15 protein-coding genes are annotated in these 16741 nt (G+C 32.8%); 5 read left to right on the top strand and 10 right to left on the bottom strand.

Going from position 1 to position 16741, the window contains the following annotated elements; translation table 11 throughout:
* Positions 1–2 precede the first annotated feature (2 nt).
* The gene (locus Q0663_RS09165; protein WP_299009791.1) at positions 3–914 is read right to left on the bottom strand and encodes an IS110 family transposase; all 912 of its coding nucleotides are present in this window, start codon (positions 912–914) and stop codon (positions 3–5) included.
* Positions 915–1410: 496 nt separating this feature from the next.
* On the opposite strand from Q0663_RS09165, the gene Q0663_RS09160 reads away from it, so the two are divergent.
* The 3 genes from Q0663_RS09160 to Q0663_RS09150 all read left to right on the top strand — a co-directional run bounded on the left by Q0663_RS09160 (position 1411) and on the right by Q0663_RS09150 (position 4508).
* On the top strand, positions 1411–1899 hold the full coding sequence (locus Q0663_RS09160; protein WP_299009788.1) for a hypothetical protein: 489 nt from the start codon (positions 1411–1413) through the stop codon (positions 1897–1899).
* A 54-nt stretch (positions 1900–1953) separates the two neighbouring features.
* Complete coding sequence (locus Q0663_RS09155; RefSeq protein WP_299009786.1) at positions 1954–3081, top strand: SMI1/KNR4 family protein; 1128 nt, start codon at positions 1954–1956, stop codon at positions 3079–3081.
* Positions 3082–3461: 380 nt separating this feature from the next.
* Positions 3462–4508: a DKNYY domain-containing protein gene (locus Q0663_RS09150; protein ID WP_299009784.1), complete on the top strand. Its 1047-nt coding sequence runs from the start codon at positions 3462–3464 to the stop codon at positions 4506–4508.
* Between the two features lie 89 nt (positions 4509–4597).
* On the opposite strand, the gene Q0663_RS09145 is transcribed toward Q0663_RS09150, so the two are convergent.
* Complete coding sequence (locus tag Q0663_RS09145; protein WP_299002328.1) at positions 4598–4888, bottom strand: chaperone modulator CbpM; 291 nt, start codon at positions 4886–4888, stop codon at positions 4598–4600.
* A 1-nt stretch (position 4889) separates the two neighbouring features.
* Positions 4890–5792 (bottom strand): J domain-containing protein, encoded by a 903-nt coding sequence (locus Q0663_RS09140; RefSeq protein ID WP_299009782.1) that lies wholly within the window; start codon positions 5790–5792, stop codon positions 4890–4892.
* 110 nt (positions 5793–5902) lie between these two features.
* Here Q0663_RS09140 and Q0663_RS09135 point away from each other — a divergent pair, with 110 nt between their 5' ends.
* Both Q0663_RS09135 and Q0663_RS09130 read left to right on the top strand, forming a co-directional pair.
* Positions 5903–6262: a hypothetical protein gene (locus Q0663_RS09135; protein WP_299009780.1), complete on the top strand. Its 360-nt coding sequence runs from the start codon at positions 5903–5905 to the stop codon at positions 6260–6262.
* A 6-nt stretch (positions 6263–6268) separates the two neighbouring features.
* Positions 6269–6634, top strand: coding sequence for a YchJ family metal-binding protein (locus tag Q0663_RS09130; RefSeq protein WP_299009777.1), 366 nt, complete (start codon positions 6269–6271; stop codon positions 6632–6634).
* A 115-nt stretch (positions 6635–6749) separates the two neighbouring features.
* Here the strand turns inward: Q0663_RS09130 and ilvA are convergent, their stop codons facing one another.
* The 7 genes from ilvA to leuB all read right to left on the bottom strand — a co-directional run bounded on the left by ilvA (position 6750) and on the right by leuB (position 16732).
* Entirely contained in the window at positions 6750–8015 is a 1266-nt protein-coding gene (gene ilvA, locus Q0663_RS09125; RefSeq protein ID WP_299009775.1) for a threonine ammonia-lyase IlvA, read from the bottom strand.
* A 4-nt stretch (positions 8016–8019) separates the two neighbouring features.
* Entirely contained in the window at positions 8020–9522 is a 1503-nt protein-coding gene (gene ilvC / locus Q0663_RS09120; RefSeq protein ID WP_299009772.1) for a ketol-acid reductoisomerase, read from the bottom strand.
* 24 nt (positions 9523–9546) lie between these two features.
* Positions 9547–10074 carry an acetolactate synthase small subunit gene (ilvN, locus tag Q0663_RS09115; protein ID WP_299009769.1) on the bottom strand — a complete coding sequence of 176 codons (528 nt, stop codon included), beginning with the start codon at positions 10072–10074 and terminating at the stop codon, positions 9547–9549.
* 6 nt (positions 10075–10080) lie between these two features.
* Entirely contained in the window at positions 10081–11814 is a 1734-nt protein-coding gene (gene ilvB / locus Q0663_RS09110) for a biosynthetic-type acetolactate synthase large subunit (protein WP_299009766.1), read from the bottom strand.
* 160 nt (positions 11815–11974) lie between these two features.
* On the bottom strand, positions 11975–13651 hold the full coding sequence (ilvD, locus tag Q0663_RS09105) for a dihydroxy-acid dehydratase (RefSeq protein WP_299009764.1): 1677 nt from the start codon (positions 13649–13651) through the stop codon (positions 11975–11977).
* A gap of 1 nt (position 13652) precedes the next feature.
* The gene (locus Q0663_RS09100; protein ID WP_299009761.1) at positions 13653–14540 is read right to left on the bottom strand and encodes a branched-chain amino acid transaminase; all 888 of its coding nucleotides are present in this window, start codon (positions 14538–14540) and stop codon (positions 13653–13655) included.
* Positions 14541–15616: 1076 nt separating this feature from the next.
* Positions 15617–16732, bottom strand: a complete 1116-nt coding sequence (leuB, locus tag Q0663_RS09095) for a 3-isopropylmalate dehydrogenase (RefSeq protein ID WP_299009759.1) — start codon at positions 16730–16732, stop codon at positions 15617–15619.
* Between the last annotated feature and the right edge of the window lie 9 nt (positions 16733–16741).

Raw genomic sequence — 16741 nt, 5'->3', positions numbered from 1 at the left:
TTTTAAACCAAAGTACTTTTATAATTTGCATCATAAGGCAAACCACTTTTTACTATTGCAAAAGCTTGTTTTAGTAGCTTATTACACACCGCTATTAAAGCAAGTTTTTTACTCTTACCCTTAGCTACAATTCGGTCATAAAGCTCTCTACATGCTTTGTTGTATTTACAAGCATTAAAGCTACACATAAATAATAAATTTCTAAGCTTTGGATTTCCCATTTTACTTATTCGAGGGCGTCCTTTTATACTACTGCCTGATTCTCTAATAGTAGGTGTAATACCTGCGTAACTACACAACTCTTTTGCTGAAGTAAAACGCTTAAATCCATCGGTAAAAACTAATAACATTAATGCTGTTTTACCCCCTATTCCTGGAATAGACTTTAATAAAGTTATTTCTTCTTGATAACTCTTTTTTACATTCTCTAGCAACAAGTCTTCTAATTTAACTATCTCTTTTTGTATGTTTTTCAGCTGCCTTTTTAAGGAATTAACTACCAATTTCGATGGAGTTCCTAATACTGATTCGCCATGAAGCTTGTTCTTTAATTGAGTAGATTGTTTCGTGTAAACACTCAACAAACGTACTATTTGTAAACATTCTTGTTGATCCTTGCTTTCTCCTTTCCATATAGAAGGAGCTTGACTTACGCCATAATTATATAACTGTTTTGCATCACTCTTATCCGTCTTTACTTTTGATAAACTCATTTGAATAAAACGTTTTATCTTCAACGGATTTTCTACTGATACCAAAACTCCTTTTTCTGTTAAAAAATAAGCTAATCGTACATGATAATAACCTGTCGCTTCCATTATACAATGAGTTAAATCACTTGTGATTAACAACAGCTCTTTAAAGCCTGATGCATCATTTTTAAACTGATACCAATTACCTTGATAATCATACACATCTAAAACATCTTTACTTACATCGATTCCTAAAATTGTTTATTTTTACTCATAAGAAAAAAGGATTGGAAAGAAAAATAACTACTATCAATTCAACAACTTGAAATCGAGATCTTGGTCTCACAGAACTGAACGAATTTAAAGTAGTAAAGCGTAGGGATTATCAATGTTGACGAAATCTAGGTTTCAACGTATATCATAACCTTACTCTACTCTTTTTTCTTTCTGGTTTTTATTACTAAATTTAAACAATTGCTAACTTAAGACGTATAAATTCAATTGCTGCTGAATTTCCGTAGGAAATTCAGCAGCAATTTTACTATCTTGGTTTCTTAATCTGAAAATCCTCGCGGATTTCCACGGCAACAAACCATACACAAACACGTTAGCACACATATGAGAAAAGCCATCTTCATTATTTTTTTAATTTTTATTAGCTGTAATTCCAACTTAAAATTAACACTAAACAAATACATTAGTAATAATTAAATTTTATATGAATAAAAAGAAATACCTAATTGTATTTTTAGCGTTTTTAAATGTTTCTTACATCAATAAACCAAAAGAACATAATATTGCTTATTATAAGCAAATTTTAAATCTAAAAAACATATGCTTTAACCAAATTGAAACATTACTAATAATTGAGGAATATATTAATAATAAGGGATTCCAAAGTTCAGACAGAAAAGGTGTAGTTATTTATAACACAAGTAACAATGGAGGCGGAACATATACTTACTCAGTAGATTTGAAAAAGAAAAACTCTTTAAGGTTATCTGATGAATTTTACAAAACAAATATGTATAGAAAAGAAAGAGACTTTATTTTTCAACTAGCTGTATCAGACTTCAAGTATATTCATGTATTAGAAAAAATTAACCCTGATAAAGAAGGTAAATTAAATTATGTTATTGCCGGCTATAATAAAAGTAAAAATACAAGTTTTAAAATAATCTATTTACATGACGTAGTAATGAAATAAGAAAAATAAACAAAAAACCTGCTAATAGTAGCCATAAATAATTACTCAAATAAAATGAACACACAATTTATTTCTTATAACAACCAATTAAAGAAAGTCAAAATTTCAGATATTACATTCAATTTTATTTCAATAGAAGAAACTCCTGAACCGTACTTTAAAGATTATTCCCATCATCAAAATGAAACCGCAAGAAACTTTAAGTCTTATGATACAATGGGCTTTAGAGACATTTTATTAGAGAAACTTTCAAACAAGTTAGGTGCTACAGTCCTTAAACTATTTATTATTACACCTAAAGAAAAAGAATCTCCTTATGATTCTTTTGCCTACCTTTCAAATAAAAAAATAATTGGATTACATTTTGAAAATAAGGGAAATTACAAATTGTGGATGGGTATAATTTTTAAAAGTCAATATCAAAAACTTCAAGAATACAAAGACAAAGGGCAATTTGAAAGGCAGCCTGAACGCAATATAAACCCACAGTTTATGCTTACTCTAGGAAAAGGATTATTTTCACAAAAATGGGTAAACTCTGGAATGTTGATAGACGAAAAACCTTATGAAAATACAGGTGCTTATCTATACAAAAACGCACCTGAGCAATATAATGAAGCGAAAATTGCTAGAGAAAAACAAAACTTTATTAAAAAATATATTAATACAACAGGAAGTACAAATAATGATGATACCAAACTGAAACTTTTATTTGAAGAACTCATCCGAACTAAAAAACTCAATCCCACACCACCTATTAACAATGAACAAGTTTATAAAGAGTTTGAGTCTTTGGCAGGTTATACATTTCCTAAAGAATTAAAAATATTACTTTCATATCACGATGGAATTGAAAACATAGGCTTTTTATCTGCCGAACAAATACTAAACAAATGGAAAAACTGGAAAGAGATTTATGACAGTGTTAGTTGGATGCTTATTGACTTAAAAGGAAATAGTCTCCCAGACGGAAGAAAAACAATAGGGATTTATACCAACCCATATTGGATTCCTTTTTTAAACACTGGAAATGGAAATTTTATAGCAATAGATTATGCACCTGGAAAGAAAGGAACATCAGGGCAAATTATTGCTTTTGGTGCTGACGAAATTAAAATTCGTTTAATTGCGGACAGTATGGACGATTTTTTACAACAATTTATAGATGGAAAGATCTTTTAATGTATCGTATCACTTAATAACATATTTAATAACACTCTATTGTACGGTTTTTAATTTTATGGTATTTTAGCTTGTGCTAAATATGAAAAAATTAAAAATTGCTACTACTTTTTTTATCTGTTTCCTAAATTAAGAAATATAGTAGTATCGTAAAAATATCATATCCTTTTACTCTTTTGATAATTGTGTATGAGTGCTCAAAAATAATTGATGTAAAATTAGAAAGATATGGTATGTCCTAAATCCTAAGTTGCTTAATGAACTTAATTACACAACACTCTTATATATCAATAACCCTAATTATACTTATTTTGAATTTTATGATAAAGAAAATTACACGAGCTAAACACTCCCCTATAGCAAAATTGTTCTTGTTTATAATGGCAATTATTGCCCAAGCTTGTAGTCCTTTTGCTGGCCCTGTTGATAAATCTATTTCTGATTCGTATTACTACTCAAAATCAAAAAAAGAAATTCGTTATTCTCCTATGGGAAATTGGTTTTCATTAGGAAACACCAATCTAAATGCCGATGTTAAAAGTTTTAAGGTTTTAGGGCGAGATTTTGGAAAAGACAAAAATCATTTATACTTCAGAACTAACATTATAGATAATGAAGTAGATGTCGCTACTTTTTATGTACATGAAGATGATTACACCTGTTTTGACAAAGACCATGTATATATTGCTATAAACTATATGCCACAAGAAATTGATAAAATAAATCAAGAGAAAAAACATTTGTGGAAGGTGGCTAAAGCCAACCCTAAAACATTTCAAAAAATTGATCAAGATTGGGCTAAAGACGACAAACATTACTTTTATAATTACGTTCCTGTAAATGTAGATTATGATTCTTTTAAAGTTTTGAATAAAAGCTTTGCCAAAGACAAAAATCAGGTGTATTTACTAAAAAGCTACGAATTATTAGTTGCCACAACAATAGATCCTACTACAAGTAAAAAAATAAATGATCGATATATTGTTGATAAAAATGGAGTTCACGACTTTCAAGAATATAAAAACGGTAAAAAGGTAGACTCTCTAACGTCAATTCCTTACCAAAACATTGATAACTTAGTCATTTTAGATGATAAATACTTATTGTTTGACAGTAACGTTATTTATGATGGAGTTAAAATTGAAAATGCTGATGTTTCTTCTTTTAATGTCATCCAATTCCATTACGCTAAAGACAAAAATCATGTGTTTTATTTTGGGGAAGTTATTGAAGGTGCAGATCCTGAAACGTTCAGTATTTTTGAAACTTCTTATTATTCAAAAGACAAAAACCATGTATTTGCTTACGGAAAATTATTAAAAGAAGCAGATGTAGCTACTTTTGGTCCTTCAAACAAAAAACACTCTTTATTATACCAAGATAAAAATCATACATATCGTGGTGATGAAATAGTAGAAGATAAGTAAGCCTAATAAAAACTTCCAAACTTTATCTGAATATGTTTTATCATTGATATCGTTTGGAGTTTTTAATCAATAGGTTTTCTAACCCTATTTTACTCATATAATTTAAGCTTGTTTTCTAATTGTTGAATGGTTTTACGCATCATATCCATTCTATCCAACATATTATTAATCACATCAATCCCTTGCATATTCACCTCTAAATCGTAATACAATCGAATAATTTTTTCTAAAGTTGGTAGTTGTTCTACATACACATACTTATCTGTGTCTTTTACCACAAATTCTATTAATTGAAAAGACTCAATACTCTCTATAAATTGTTCATCTAAATTATGATGAACAATCACTTTCTGTATACTTATTAGTTCTTTGTTGCTCATCTTATTTTAATTTAGAAAGTTTTGTAAATAAATCTCGTTGCTCATCTGTCAAATTCGTTGGAATATCCACCTTATAAGTAACATATAAATCACCAAACTGACCTTCTTTTTTATACTTCGGAAACCCTTTTCCTTTCAATCTAACCTTCGTTCCATTTTGAGTTCCTTCTTTTACCTTCAGTTTTACTTTATCTGTAAAAGTATTTATAACCACCTCTCCTCCTAACACTGCTGAGTATAAATCAATAGTTTGCTCTGTGTACAAATCAGCACCATCACGTTTAAAGTTTATATCCGGAGCTATTTCAAAAGTAATGTATAAATCTCCTTTAGGTCCTCCGTTCAATCCCTCACCTCCATGTCCTTTTATTTTAATTGTTTGTCCATTTTCTACTCCAGCAGGAATGGTTATTCTTATTTTTTTACCATTTACTGTCAATACTTGTTTTTGTGAAGTATAAACATCTCTTAAATTTAATTGTAATGAAGCATTAAAATCCTGACCTCTAAATTGTGCTGTCCTCCTTCCTGAACTTCTACCACCACCAAATGCAGAATTAAAGAAATCAGAAAAATCAGTTCCATCAAAATCAGAAGATGAATATTGTTGGTAAGAGCCTCCACTACCAAATCCGCTTTGATAACCTCGTTGCTTTTTTGCTTCCTCATAAGCTTCTGCATGTTGCCAATTTTCTCCATACTCATCGTACTTTTTACGATTTTCAGGATTACTCAACACTTCATTTGCTTCGTTAATTTGCTGAAACTTCTTTTTAGCTTCTTCATCATTCGGATTCGTATCAGGATGGTATTTTCTGGCTAGTTTACGGTAGGCCTTTTTGATATCAGCAGCAGTCGCTGTTTTATCTATTCCTAGAACTTTGTAATAATCTATAAACTCCATAGTATTGATAACTAGTATAAAACACTCGAAAATATACGAAATATTATCATGTTAAACTAATTTTAACCTCCATTTAATTTATTCTTATTTTTGCATTTTTAAGAAGATTCATGACGATAGAAGATTTAATAGGAACCTACAATATTATTGGTAGCAACCAAGACGAAAGTACCAACACGTATAAAGGAACACTTTCTTTGACTCTTGACGAAAATAACAGAATAGTTGCAAAATGGATTATTAATAATGAACAAGAACAGCATGGAACTGGTTTCTTTAAAAACAACATCCTTGTAATTAACTTTAACTACTTAGGTGATGATAACACTATCTACAAAGGTGTAGTAGTATATTCTTGTCTTTCTAAAGATATTTTAGACGGATTTTGGTCTGAAAAACACGGAAATCCCTTATTTCTAGGAGAAGAACGCTGTTTTAGAACACAAGAACAACCCGAGTTAATCAATTAAATAAATATGCAGTGTCCATGTAACCCTAATAAAAAATACAGTGATTGCTGTCAAAAAGCACATCAAAATATTCATTCAGCTACCTCAGCTGAAGCTTTAATGCGTTCAAGATATAGTGCTTTTGTTTTAGCAGATATTAATTACCTACAAAAAAGTCACCACAGCAGTACCAGACCTTCTAAGCGAGAAAAGAAAGAGGTTTTAGCTTGGACAAAAGCTGTTAATTGGATAAAGCTAGATGTGCTGCACGCTACAGAAACCACTGTTGAGTTTAAAGCTTTTTTTATGGAAAATAGTAGTATCGATGTGATTCACGAAAACTCTATTTTTTGTAAAGAAAATGACCATTGGGTATATCTTGGTCAAAAATAAGACTGTCAAAAATGTCATTTCAACCAAAGGGAGAAGTCTTTTGTTTGTTACTCATTTTTGAAAGATTACTCCTCGTCCCTCGTTCGAAATGACACCTTAGACAGTTTTATCTATTTTACACCAAGAACTCAAATAAATTAGGTTTATCATTTAGGTATTCACCATAAAAATTTCGCTGTTTCATCCGATGAATTAACGGTTGTAAATCTTCTTTTTTCTCTAGTTCTATACCAACAGCAGCAGGACCGTTTTCTCTGTTCGTTTTTTTAGAATATTCAAAAAAAGTAATATCGTCATTCTCTCCCAATACCTCAGCTACAAATTCTTTTAAAGCTCCTGAACGCTGAGGAAAACGAACAATAAAATAGTGTTTCAATTTACTATACAGTAATGCACGTTCTTTTATTTCGGCGGTACGAGTAATATCATTGTTACTTCCACTTATAACACACACTACATTTTTGCCTGTCAACTTTTCTTTGTAAAAATCAAGTGCACTTATTGTCAAAGCTCCAGCAGGCTCAACCACTATTGCTTCTTTGTTATACATTTCTAAGATAGTTTTACATACTTTTCCTTCAGGAACGGTAATCATATTCGATAAGTTGTCTCTACAAATTTTATAGGTCAACGCTCCTACTTGTTGTACTGCTGCACCATCAACAAATTTATCGATGTTCTCTAACACAACATTTTTGTTTGCTTCTAACGATTTTTTCATAGAAGGTGCTCCTGCTGGCTCTACTCCTATAATTTTTGTTTTTGGAGATAATAACTTAAAAACACTTGATAAACCAGAAGCCAATCCACCTCCTCCAACAGGTACAAAAACATAGTCTATTGGTTGTTCAAATTGTTCTAAAACTTCTAAACCAACTGTGGCTTGTCCTTCAATAATTTTTTCATCATCAAACGGATGTACAAACGTTTTTTGTAAACTATCCGATAAGAGTTTTGCTGCTTTATAAGCGTCATCAAATGTATCTCCTATCAATCGAATATCCACAAAATCACCACCGAACATTTTTACCTGCTCTACCTTTTGTTTAGGTGTTGGTGCAGGCATATAAATAGTTCCATAGATTTCTTTTTTTCTACATGCTAAGGCTACTCCCTGTGCATGATTTCCTGCACTAGCACACACAATTCCATTAGTTAGTTCCTCTTCTGTTAATGAACTTATCTTATTATAAGCTCCTCTAATTTTATAGGAACGGACCTGTTGTAAATCTTCTCTTTTTAATAAAATAGTAGCATTGAATTGCTGGGATAAATTAAAATTTTCTTGCAAAGGTGTAACTGCTACGACTTCTTGTAAAGTCGTAGCAGCTTGTTGTATTGCAGATAATTTAGGGAAATAGGTTTCTTTTTGAACTTCCATACGATTATGCTAAAACGGGTTCTTCTTTGCTTACATTGGTTTTTATTACCTTCATAGCCGTCATTGCTTCACGCAATTCTGCTCCTACTTTTTCAATAGGATGATTACGAATTGCTCTATTCACTTTAATTAATTCTAGATTATCTACTTCGTTGGTAGCACTGTACTCTTTTCCAATAACATCAGTATTTATCGATTTCATAAAATCAATCAATATTGGTTTTGCTGCATGGTCAAATAAGTAGCATCCGTATTCAGCAGTATCAGAAATAATACGATTCATTTCAAACAACTTCTTACGTGCTACCGTATTGGCTATTAATGGTAATTCGTGTAACGATTCATAGTATGCTGATGCCGAAATAATTCCTGATTTCACCATCGTTTCAAAAGCTAACTCAACTCCTGCTTTTACAAAAGCAACTAATAAAGTTCCTTTATCAAAATAGGCTTGTTCTGAGATTTCTTCAGAAGTAGCTGCTGTTTTCTCAAATTGCGTTTCTCCTGTAGCTGCTCTCCATGTTAATAGATTTACATCATCTTTTGCCCAATCTTCCATCATGGTTTTTGAAAAATGTCCTGACATGATATCATCCATGTGTTTATTAAACAACGGAGCTAACACTTCTTTCAATTCTTCAGAAAGTTGGTAAGCTTTAATTTTTGCAGGATTTGATAAACGATCCATCATATTGGTAATCCCTCCGTGCTTTAATGCTTCTGTAATCGTTTCCCATCCGTATTGAATTAACTTAGAAGCGTACGCTGGCTCTACTCCTTCTTCAACCATTTTATTAAAAGACAAAATTGATCCTGTTTGTAACACTCCACACAAGATGGTTTGTTCACCCATTAAGTCTGATTTTACCTCAGCAACAAACGATGATTCTAACACTCCTGCTTTATGCCCACCTGTTGCATATGCATAGGCTTTTGCTTGTGATAATCCTTTATTCTCAGGATCATTTTCTGGATGCACCGCAATTAATGTAGGTACACCAAACCCTCTCAAGTATTCTTCTCTAACTTCTGTTCCTGGACACTTAGGCGCTACCATAATTACGGTTAAATCCTTACGGACTTGCATTCCTTCTTCAACAATATTAAATCCGTGAGAATATGATAAAGTCGCTCCTGACTTCATTAATGGCATTACCGCATTTACCACTTGTGTATGTTGTTTATCAGGTGTTAAATTACATACCAAATCAGCAATAGGAATTAATTCTTCGTATGTTCCTACTTTAAACCCATTTTCTGTTGCGTTTTTGAATGACTGACGTTGCTCTTTAATGGCTGCTTCACGTAAAGCATACGAAACATCTAAACCAGAATCACGCATGTTTAATCCTTGGTTCAATCCTTGTGCACCACACCCTACAATTACCACTTTTTTATCTTCTAATGCTGTTGTTCCTTCTGAAAACTCTTCTGCATTCATGAATCTACATTTTCCTAACTGTTCTAATTGTTCTCTAAGTGATAATTGGTTGAAATAATTTTTCATTTCTATTGTATTTGTGTTGTTTGTTTATGCTTTTATTAATTGTAATAATTTTGATACTGGCATTTCATCTTTTGTAATAGCTATTCTACCAGATCGAACAAATTGCTTTATACCATGTTTATCTAATATATGATAGAGTTCTTCTACTTCTTCTTTACGTCCTGATTTTTCCAAAACAAAAAAGTTTTTATTTACATTGATGACTCTTGATTTACTTTGGTTGATAATAGTTTGAATTTCATCATTATCCGTTAACAAATCGGTACTTAGTTTGAATAAACACGATTCTTGATAAATCGTTTCTTCATCGGTATGATAAAAAGCTTTGATTACCTCTACTTGCTTTTCTATTTGACCAATTATTTTTTTCATTTGTTCCTCAGTAATCTTAACCAAAAGTGTAATTCTCGACACACTTTTAATTTCTGAAGAAGAGCTGTTGATACTCTCAATATTGATATGTCTTCGTTGAAATATTGCTGATATTCTATTTAACAACCCTACATTATTTTCAGTATATATTGAAATTGTATAAGTGTTTTTTGTACTCATATTTTCTTATTTTAATCGAACATCAGATACTGACGCTCCTGTTGGAATCATTGGAAATACATTATCTTCCTTTTCTACACAAACCTCTAAGAAATAAGCCTCTTTACTTGCCATCATTTCTTGTACAGCCCTTGCTAAATCTTCTCTTTTAGTTACTCTGTTAGCTGCTAGATGATAACCTTTTGCAATTGCTACAAAATCTGGATTTGTCATTATGGTAGAAGCGTATCGTTTATCAAAAAACAGCTGTTGCCACTGGCGTACCATACCTAAAAACTCATTATTTAATACTACTATTTTAACAGCTGCTTTAGTTTGTAAAATCGTTCCAAGTTCTTGTATGGTCATCTGGTAACCACCATCGCCAATTACAGCAACTACCTCACGCTCTGGAGTTCCCATTTTAGCTCCAATTGCCGCAGGTAAAGCAAAACCCATAGTTCCTAATCCACCTGATGTAATATTACTTTTCGTTTGATTGAATTCTGCATAACGACTTGCTATCATTTGATGTTGTCCAACATCAGTAACTACAATGGCTTTTCCTTCTGAGGCTTCATTTATTTGCTTGATAACCTCTCCCATTGTTAACCCTTCTTTCGTTGGAAACAAATCATTTTTTATCACGTTATCAAACTCTATAGCATCAAGGTTTCTAAATTCTTGTAACCATTCTTTGTGTGAGTTTTCTTCTAAAAGAGAAAGTGCTACCGTTAAGGTTTCTTTTACATTTCCTAAAACAGCTACATCTGTCTTTACATTTTTGTCAACTTCCGCAGGATCTATTTCAAAATGCACTACTTTAGCTTGTTTCGCATAACGGCTTAAATCCCCAGTAACGCGATCGTCAAAACGCATTCCAACAGCTATTAATACATCACACTCGTTGGTGAGTTTATTCGGACTGTAATTACCATGCATTCCTACCATTCCAACATGTAAAGGGTGTTTGGTTGGTAAAGCCGATAAGCCTAACAACGTACTTGCCGATGGAATTCCTGCTTTCTCTATAAAAGCTTTAAATTCTTCTTCTGCTTCTCCTAGTATTACTCCTTGTCCCCAAACTATAAATGGTCTTTCCGCGTTATTAATCAACTCAACAGCTGCTTCAACGCTTTGCATATTCATATTCGGAACAGGCTGATAACTTCGTACCGATGTGCATTTTTTATATTCAAAATCAAACTCTTCAAACTGCGCATTTTTAGTAATATCAACCAAAACAGGTCCTGGTCTTCCTGAACGGGCGATGTAAAATGCTTTTGCCATTACTTCGGGGATCTCACTTGCTTTGGTTATCTGATAATTCCACTTCGTTACTGGAGTTGAAATACCTACGATATCTGTTTCTTGAAAAGCATCAGAACCTAATAAGTGTGCTCCTACTTGCCCTGTGATACATACCATTGGCGTAGAATCTATCTGCGCATCAGCAATTCCTGTGATTAAATTGGTTGCCCCTGGTCCCGAAGTTGCCATGGCTACACCAACTTTACCAGTAGCTCTCGCATAACCTTGTGCCGCATGAGTTGCTCCTTGCTCGTGACGTGTCAATACATGATGTAATTTATCTTGATATTTATACAGCTCATCATATATAGGCATAATAGCTCCTCCTGGATACCCATACAATAAATCGACTCCTTCTGCTAATAAACATTTTACTACAGCTTCTGCACCTGTAATAGTTACACTCTCTGTTGTTTCTAATTCCGTTTGTTGTTTCGTTTTTGTTTCCATAAACTCAGCTTTATGCTTTTAGCTATATGCTTAGTTATTTTTATTAAATTTTTAGTGCTACTATATGTAGTCTTGAATCTTAATTCTCTCGTCTTTATCTAAAAATCAAACACCTTTAGGCAAGCCTCAAGAAATTTATCTTCTGGCTATCGCCCTGTGATTAAAATTCGTCGGTTACACATCCGTTAGATGCTGATGCTACTGTTCTTGCATATTTATATAGCACTCCCCTTTTCACTTTTAAAGGTGGAGCTATCCATTCTTGTTTTCTTTTAGTTAACTCTTCTTCTGAAACTTCTAGATTAATCGTGTTCGTTTCTGCATTGATGGTTATGGTATCTCCATCTTTTACTAAAGCGATTACTCCACCTTCTTGTGCTTCTGGTGTGATATGCCCTACTACAAATCCGTGAGTTCCTCCAGAGAAACGACCATCTGTAATTAGAGCAACATCTTTACCTAACCCTGCTCCCATAATAGCAGCTGTTGGCTTTAGCATTTCTGGCATCCCAGGACCTCCTTTAGGTCCTTCATAACGAATTACGACCACATCTCCTTTTTCAACTTTTCCGTCTCGTATTCCGTCATTAGCTTCGTATTCACCTTCAAAAACTTTTGCTTTTCCTGAAAAATACAATCCTTCCTTTCCTGTTATTTTCGCTACAGAGCCTTCTTTAGCTAAATTTCCGTAGAGCATTCGTAAATGCCCCGTAGCTTTGATAGGTTGTTCTGTTGGCTTAATTACTTCCTGCCCATCCGTTAAACTTGGAACTGTTGCTAAATTTTCAGCTAAAGTTTTACCTGTTACGGTTAAACAATCTCCATGTAACAACCCTTTTTCTAGTAAATACTTTAAAACTGCTGGTGTACCGCCTACTTTATGTACATCCTCCATCAAGTATTTTCCACTAGGTTTTAAATCGGCTAAGAATGGAGTTTCATCAGAAATACGTTGAAAATCTTCCAAGGTAAATTGCACATCTGCTGCTTTGGCTATCGCTAAAAAGTGTAATACAGCATTGGTAGAGCCTCCCATAACCGTTACCAATCGTACTGCATTTTCCAACGATTTTTTTGTAACGATATCTGATGGTTTGATATCTTTCTCTAGTAATACACGTAATGTTTCTCCTGCCTTGACACATTCTTGTTCTTTGTCGTTGCTAATTGCAGGATTCGATGAATTGTAAGGCAAACTCATACCCAAAGCTTCAATTGCTGATGCCATGGTGTTTGCAGTGTACATACCTCCACAAGCTCCTGCTCCTGGACATGCTTTTTCTATCACGTTTTGATATTCTTTTTTAGTAATCGTTCCTGCAACTTTCTCTCCCCATGCTTCAAAAGCAGATACTACATCTAACTTTTTTCCTTCATGGCATCCTGAAACAATAGTTCCCCCGTATATTAAAACTGATGGACGATTTAAGCGAAGCATTGCCATTAAGGCTCCTGGCATGTTCTTATCACACCCTACTACAGTTACCAATCCGTCATATGACATCGCTTGTACCACCGTTTCCATAGAGTCGGCAATCACATCACGAGAAGGTAAAGAATAGCGCATTCCTGGTGTTCCCATAGAAATTCCATCAGAAACACCTATGGTGTTAAATATCAATCCTACTAAATCGGCATTTTCAGTTCCTTCTTTTACCAATTTTGCTAAGTCGTTTAGATGCATATTACACGGATTTCCTTCATATCCTGTACTTGCAATTCCGATTAATGGTTTTTCTAAGTCTGATTTTGACAATCCTATGGCATGCAACATAGCTTGTGCTGCTGGTTGTGTATCGTCTTGTGTTACTTGTTTACTAAATTTGTTTAGTTCCATCTTAGCTTGCTTTGCTTGTTTGACGTAAGCCTAATACTTCGTCTTTATATAATTTCATTAGTTTGTATCCGTGTGATTTTTCCCACGCTAGTGGAAATTGATAATCGTCTAACGATTGTAATCCAACTACTTCGGCTGCAGTTCCTGTAAAAAAACAAGCATCTGAATTTTTTAATTCTTCTAAAGTGAAGTGTTTTTCTTCAACAAAGATTCCTTCTTCTTTACATAAATCGATAACCGTAGCACGAGTAATTCCTGCCATAATGTGACCTCTTGGCGGTGTGTATAACTTTCCGTCTTTCTCCATAAAAACATTCGCTCCAGAACATTCTGCTACATTTCCATTCATATCTAACAACAATGCTTCATCATATCCATTATTTTTAGCTTCATTAGTCGATAGTATTGAATTAGCATAATGCCCCGTTACTTTAGCTTCAACAAAACATGACTTCGGATTCGGGCGCTGAAACGATGATGTTTTTACACGTAGTAATTTATCGCCCATGTACTTACCCCACTCCCAACATTGTATTACTGAATTCGTCTCTTTAGAAGTTAATAAACTCATATCTGATCCTGTAGTGACTAACGGACGGATGTATGCGTCTTTTAAACCATTACGCTGTAACAATTCGTAAGTAATTTGCGTAAGTTGTTCTTCAGAATAATCCAATTGAATATTCATGACTTCTGCTCCATACTTAAGCCTTTTGTAATGCTCATATGACTTAAAAATTTTAGTTCCTTCGGGTGTATTATAAGCTCTGATACCTTCGAAAACTCCATTTCCGTAGTGTAAACTCTGGCTGTACAAGTTCGCACTTGCATCTTTGGCTTTGATAAATTCTCCGTTGTAAAAAATTACTGTTTCTTCGTTGTAATACATTTTTTAGTTGTTTTGTTGTTCAAAATTATTTTTCGGTTTTTACTTTAGTTTCTGCTTTTCAGTATTTTAATGATTTCTAACCTATCTTTTAAAAACATAATAAATTAAAAATCAATTAATTAATATTTTTATCTTATGATATTCACGGAATAAAAAAAGCCTGTATCTAGAGTTAGATACAGGCTTCCTTATAGGCAAAAACTATCTGTATCAACTCGGTGGAGAGCTAATAATGACAATAATAATTACTACGATGTTAAAAAACTGATTCATGTTTTTTGTAACTAAAAAAGACTTCCTAAAATTTAGGAAGCCTTTTTAAAATTTATATAATTTAATAATAAAATACCACTTCCTTATCCTTGCGAAATAATCACAATGACAATAATAATAGAAATGATATTTAATACTTGTTTCTTCATTTGATGCCACAAATATTTGAAATTATTTTTTAGTTATCCTATTTTTTTTTTGATTTTTTTATTTAACTTTATTAAAAAAGACCTCGTAACCTCTTATATCACTTACACTTATAGAATTTTTTATTTAGTTTTTATCAAAATTTATTTTATAGATTTGCTCCGTTATGCAAACAGCAAACAAATAAAATGTACAACTATATAGCCAGTTTTTTAGTGCGGTCTTTCAACCGACGCTAGTCTTCCTTTTGCCCTAAACTGAGTATTGTATAATTTTATTTTCATCCTTTTGATTTCAATCATTTACATTTTTTTATTGTTACAAATTAGTGTTATTACTTTCAATAACGCAACTACTGTACGCACTACTTTTATCTGACGTCGCCCGTAAGGGTATTACTTCTTTTTTGGAACTTAAGTGCGTCCGGTTCTTCTTTCAAACCAAGGGTTATTAAAAATATAAGTTCCCTTTTTGTATTCATTTTTTTATAGTTTTTTATGATTTATATGTCAAAAGTATTTCAGCCATATCGTTTTAAAAACAGCTATTTTATGAACTCAGGAAATTTTCTGATAAACGCGTGAAGTTCTTCTTTAAAAGAAAAAAGACTACCTATAAAATAAGTAGCCTTTCTCTGCAAAAAAATAACTAATTGTTTAAATAATTGTACTTTGCCCCATGTGTATATTTTGGAAATTCATATCACTATCTTCTTGATTATAGATATAATCTGCTATAAAATCTCCTACTTTACTAGTAGAAAATGGACTCTCTGAATTGATATCTTCGGTAGTAATTCCTAATTCTAATGATTTTTGAACGGCTACTTCTACTACTTTAGCTTCTTGCATTAAACCTAAATGTTCTAATAGCATTGCTGCTGACAAAATAGATGCTAATGGATTCGCGATATCTTTTCCTTTTGCTTGTGGGAAAGATCCATGAATAGGTTCAAATAATGCATTTTCTTTTCCTACTGAAGCTGATGCTAACAAACCTATAGAACCTCCTATTACACTTGCTTCATCTGAAAGTATGTCTCCGAAAAGGTTTTCTGTTAAAATTACATCAAACTGTTTTGGATTTAAAATTAATTGCATTGCAGCATTGTCTACAAACAAGAAATCAACTTTAACATCTGGATATTGTGTAGCCAATGCTGTTACTGCTTTTCGCCATAACCTTGACGTTTCTAATACATTAGCTTTGTCTACCAATGTTAGTTTTTTACGTCTTTTTTGAGCTGCTTGAAAGGCTAAATGCGCCATTCGTTCAATTTCTTCTACAGTATAAGAACAACCATCAAAAGCATGCTGTCCGTCGTCACTTAATTCTTTAATTCCAAAATAAATTCCTCCAGTCAGTTCTCTATAAATAGTAATATCGGTTCCTTCAATTCTATCTTTCTTTAATGGTGAATTATGAAGTAACGTGTCATATGCTTTTACTGGACGCACATTGCAAAACAACCCTAACTCTTTTCGCAAGCGTAACAACCCTTGTTCAGGACGTACTTTTGCTGTAGGGTCATTATCGTATTTTGGATCTCCAATAGCACCAAATAAAATAGCATCACTCTTTTTACACAATTCAATGGTTTCATCTGGCAACGGGTTTCCTGTTTTATTAATAGCACAGGCTCCCATTAATGTTTCTGTAAATAAAAATGTGTGGTCAAACACATTACCAACAGCTCTAAGCACTTTTTTTGCCTGTTCTGTTACTTCTGGTCCTATTCCATCTCCTGGTATTACCGTTATATTGTACTTCATTTTTTTACT

The organism is uncultured Tenacibaculum sp. (assembly GCF_947504135.1).
Taxonomy (GTDB): domain Bacteria; phylum Bacteroidota; class Bacteroidia; order Flavobacteriales; family Flavobacteriaceae; genus Polaribacter.
The sequence above is the reverse complement of the archived record's forward strand: the minus strand, read 5'-3'. Positions and strand labels throughout refer to the sequence as shown.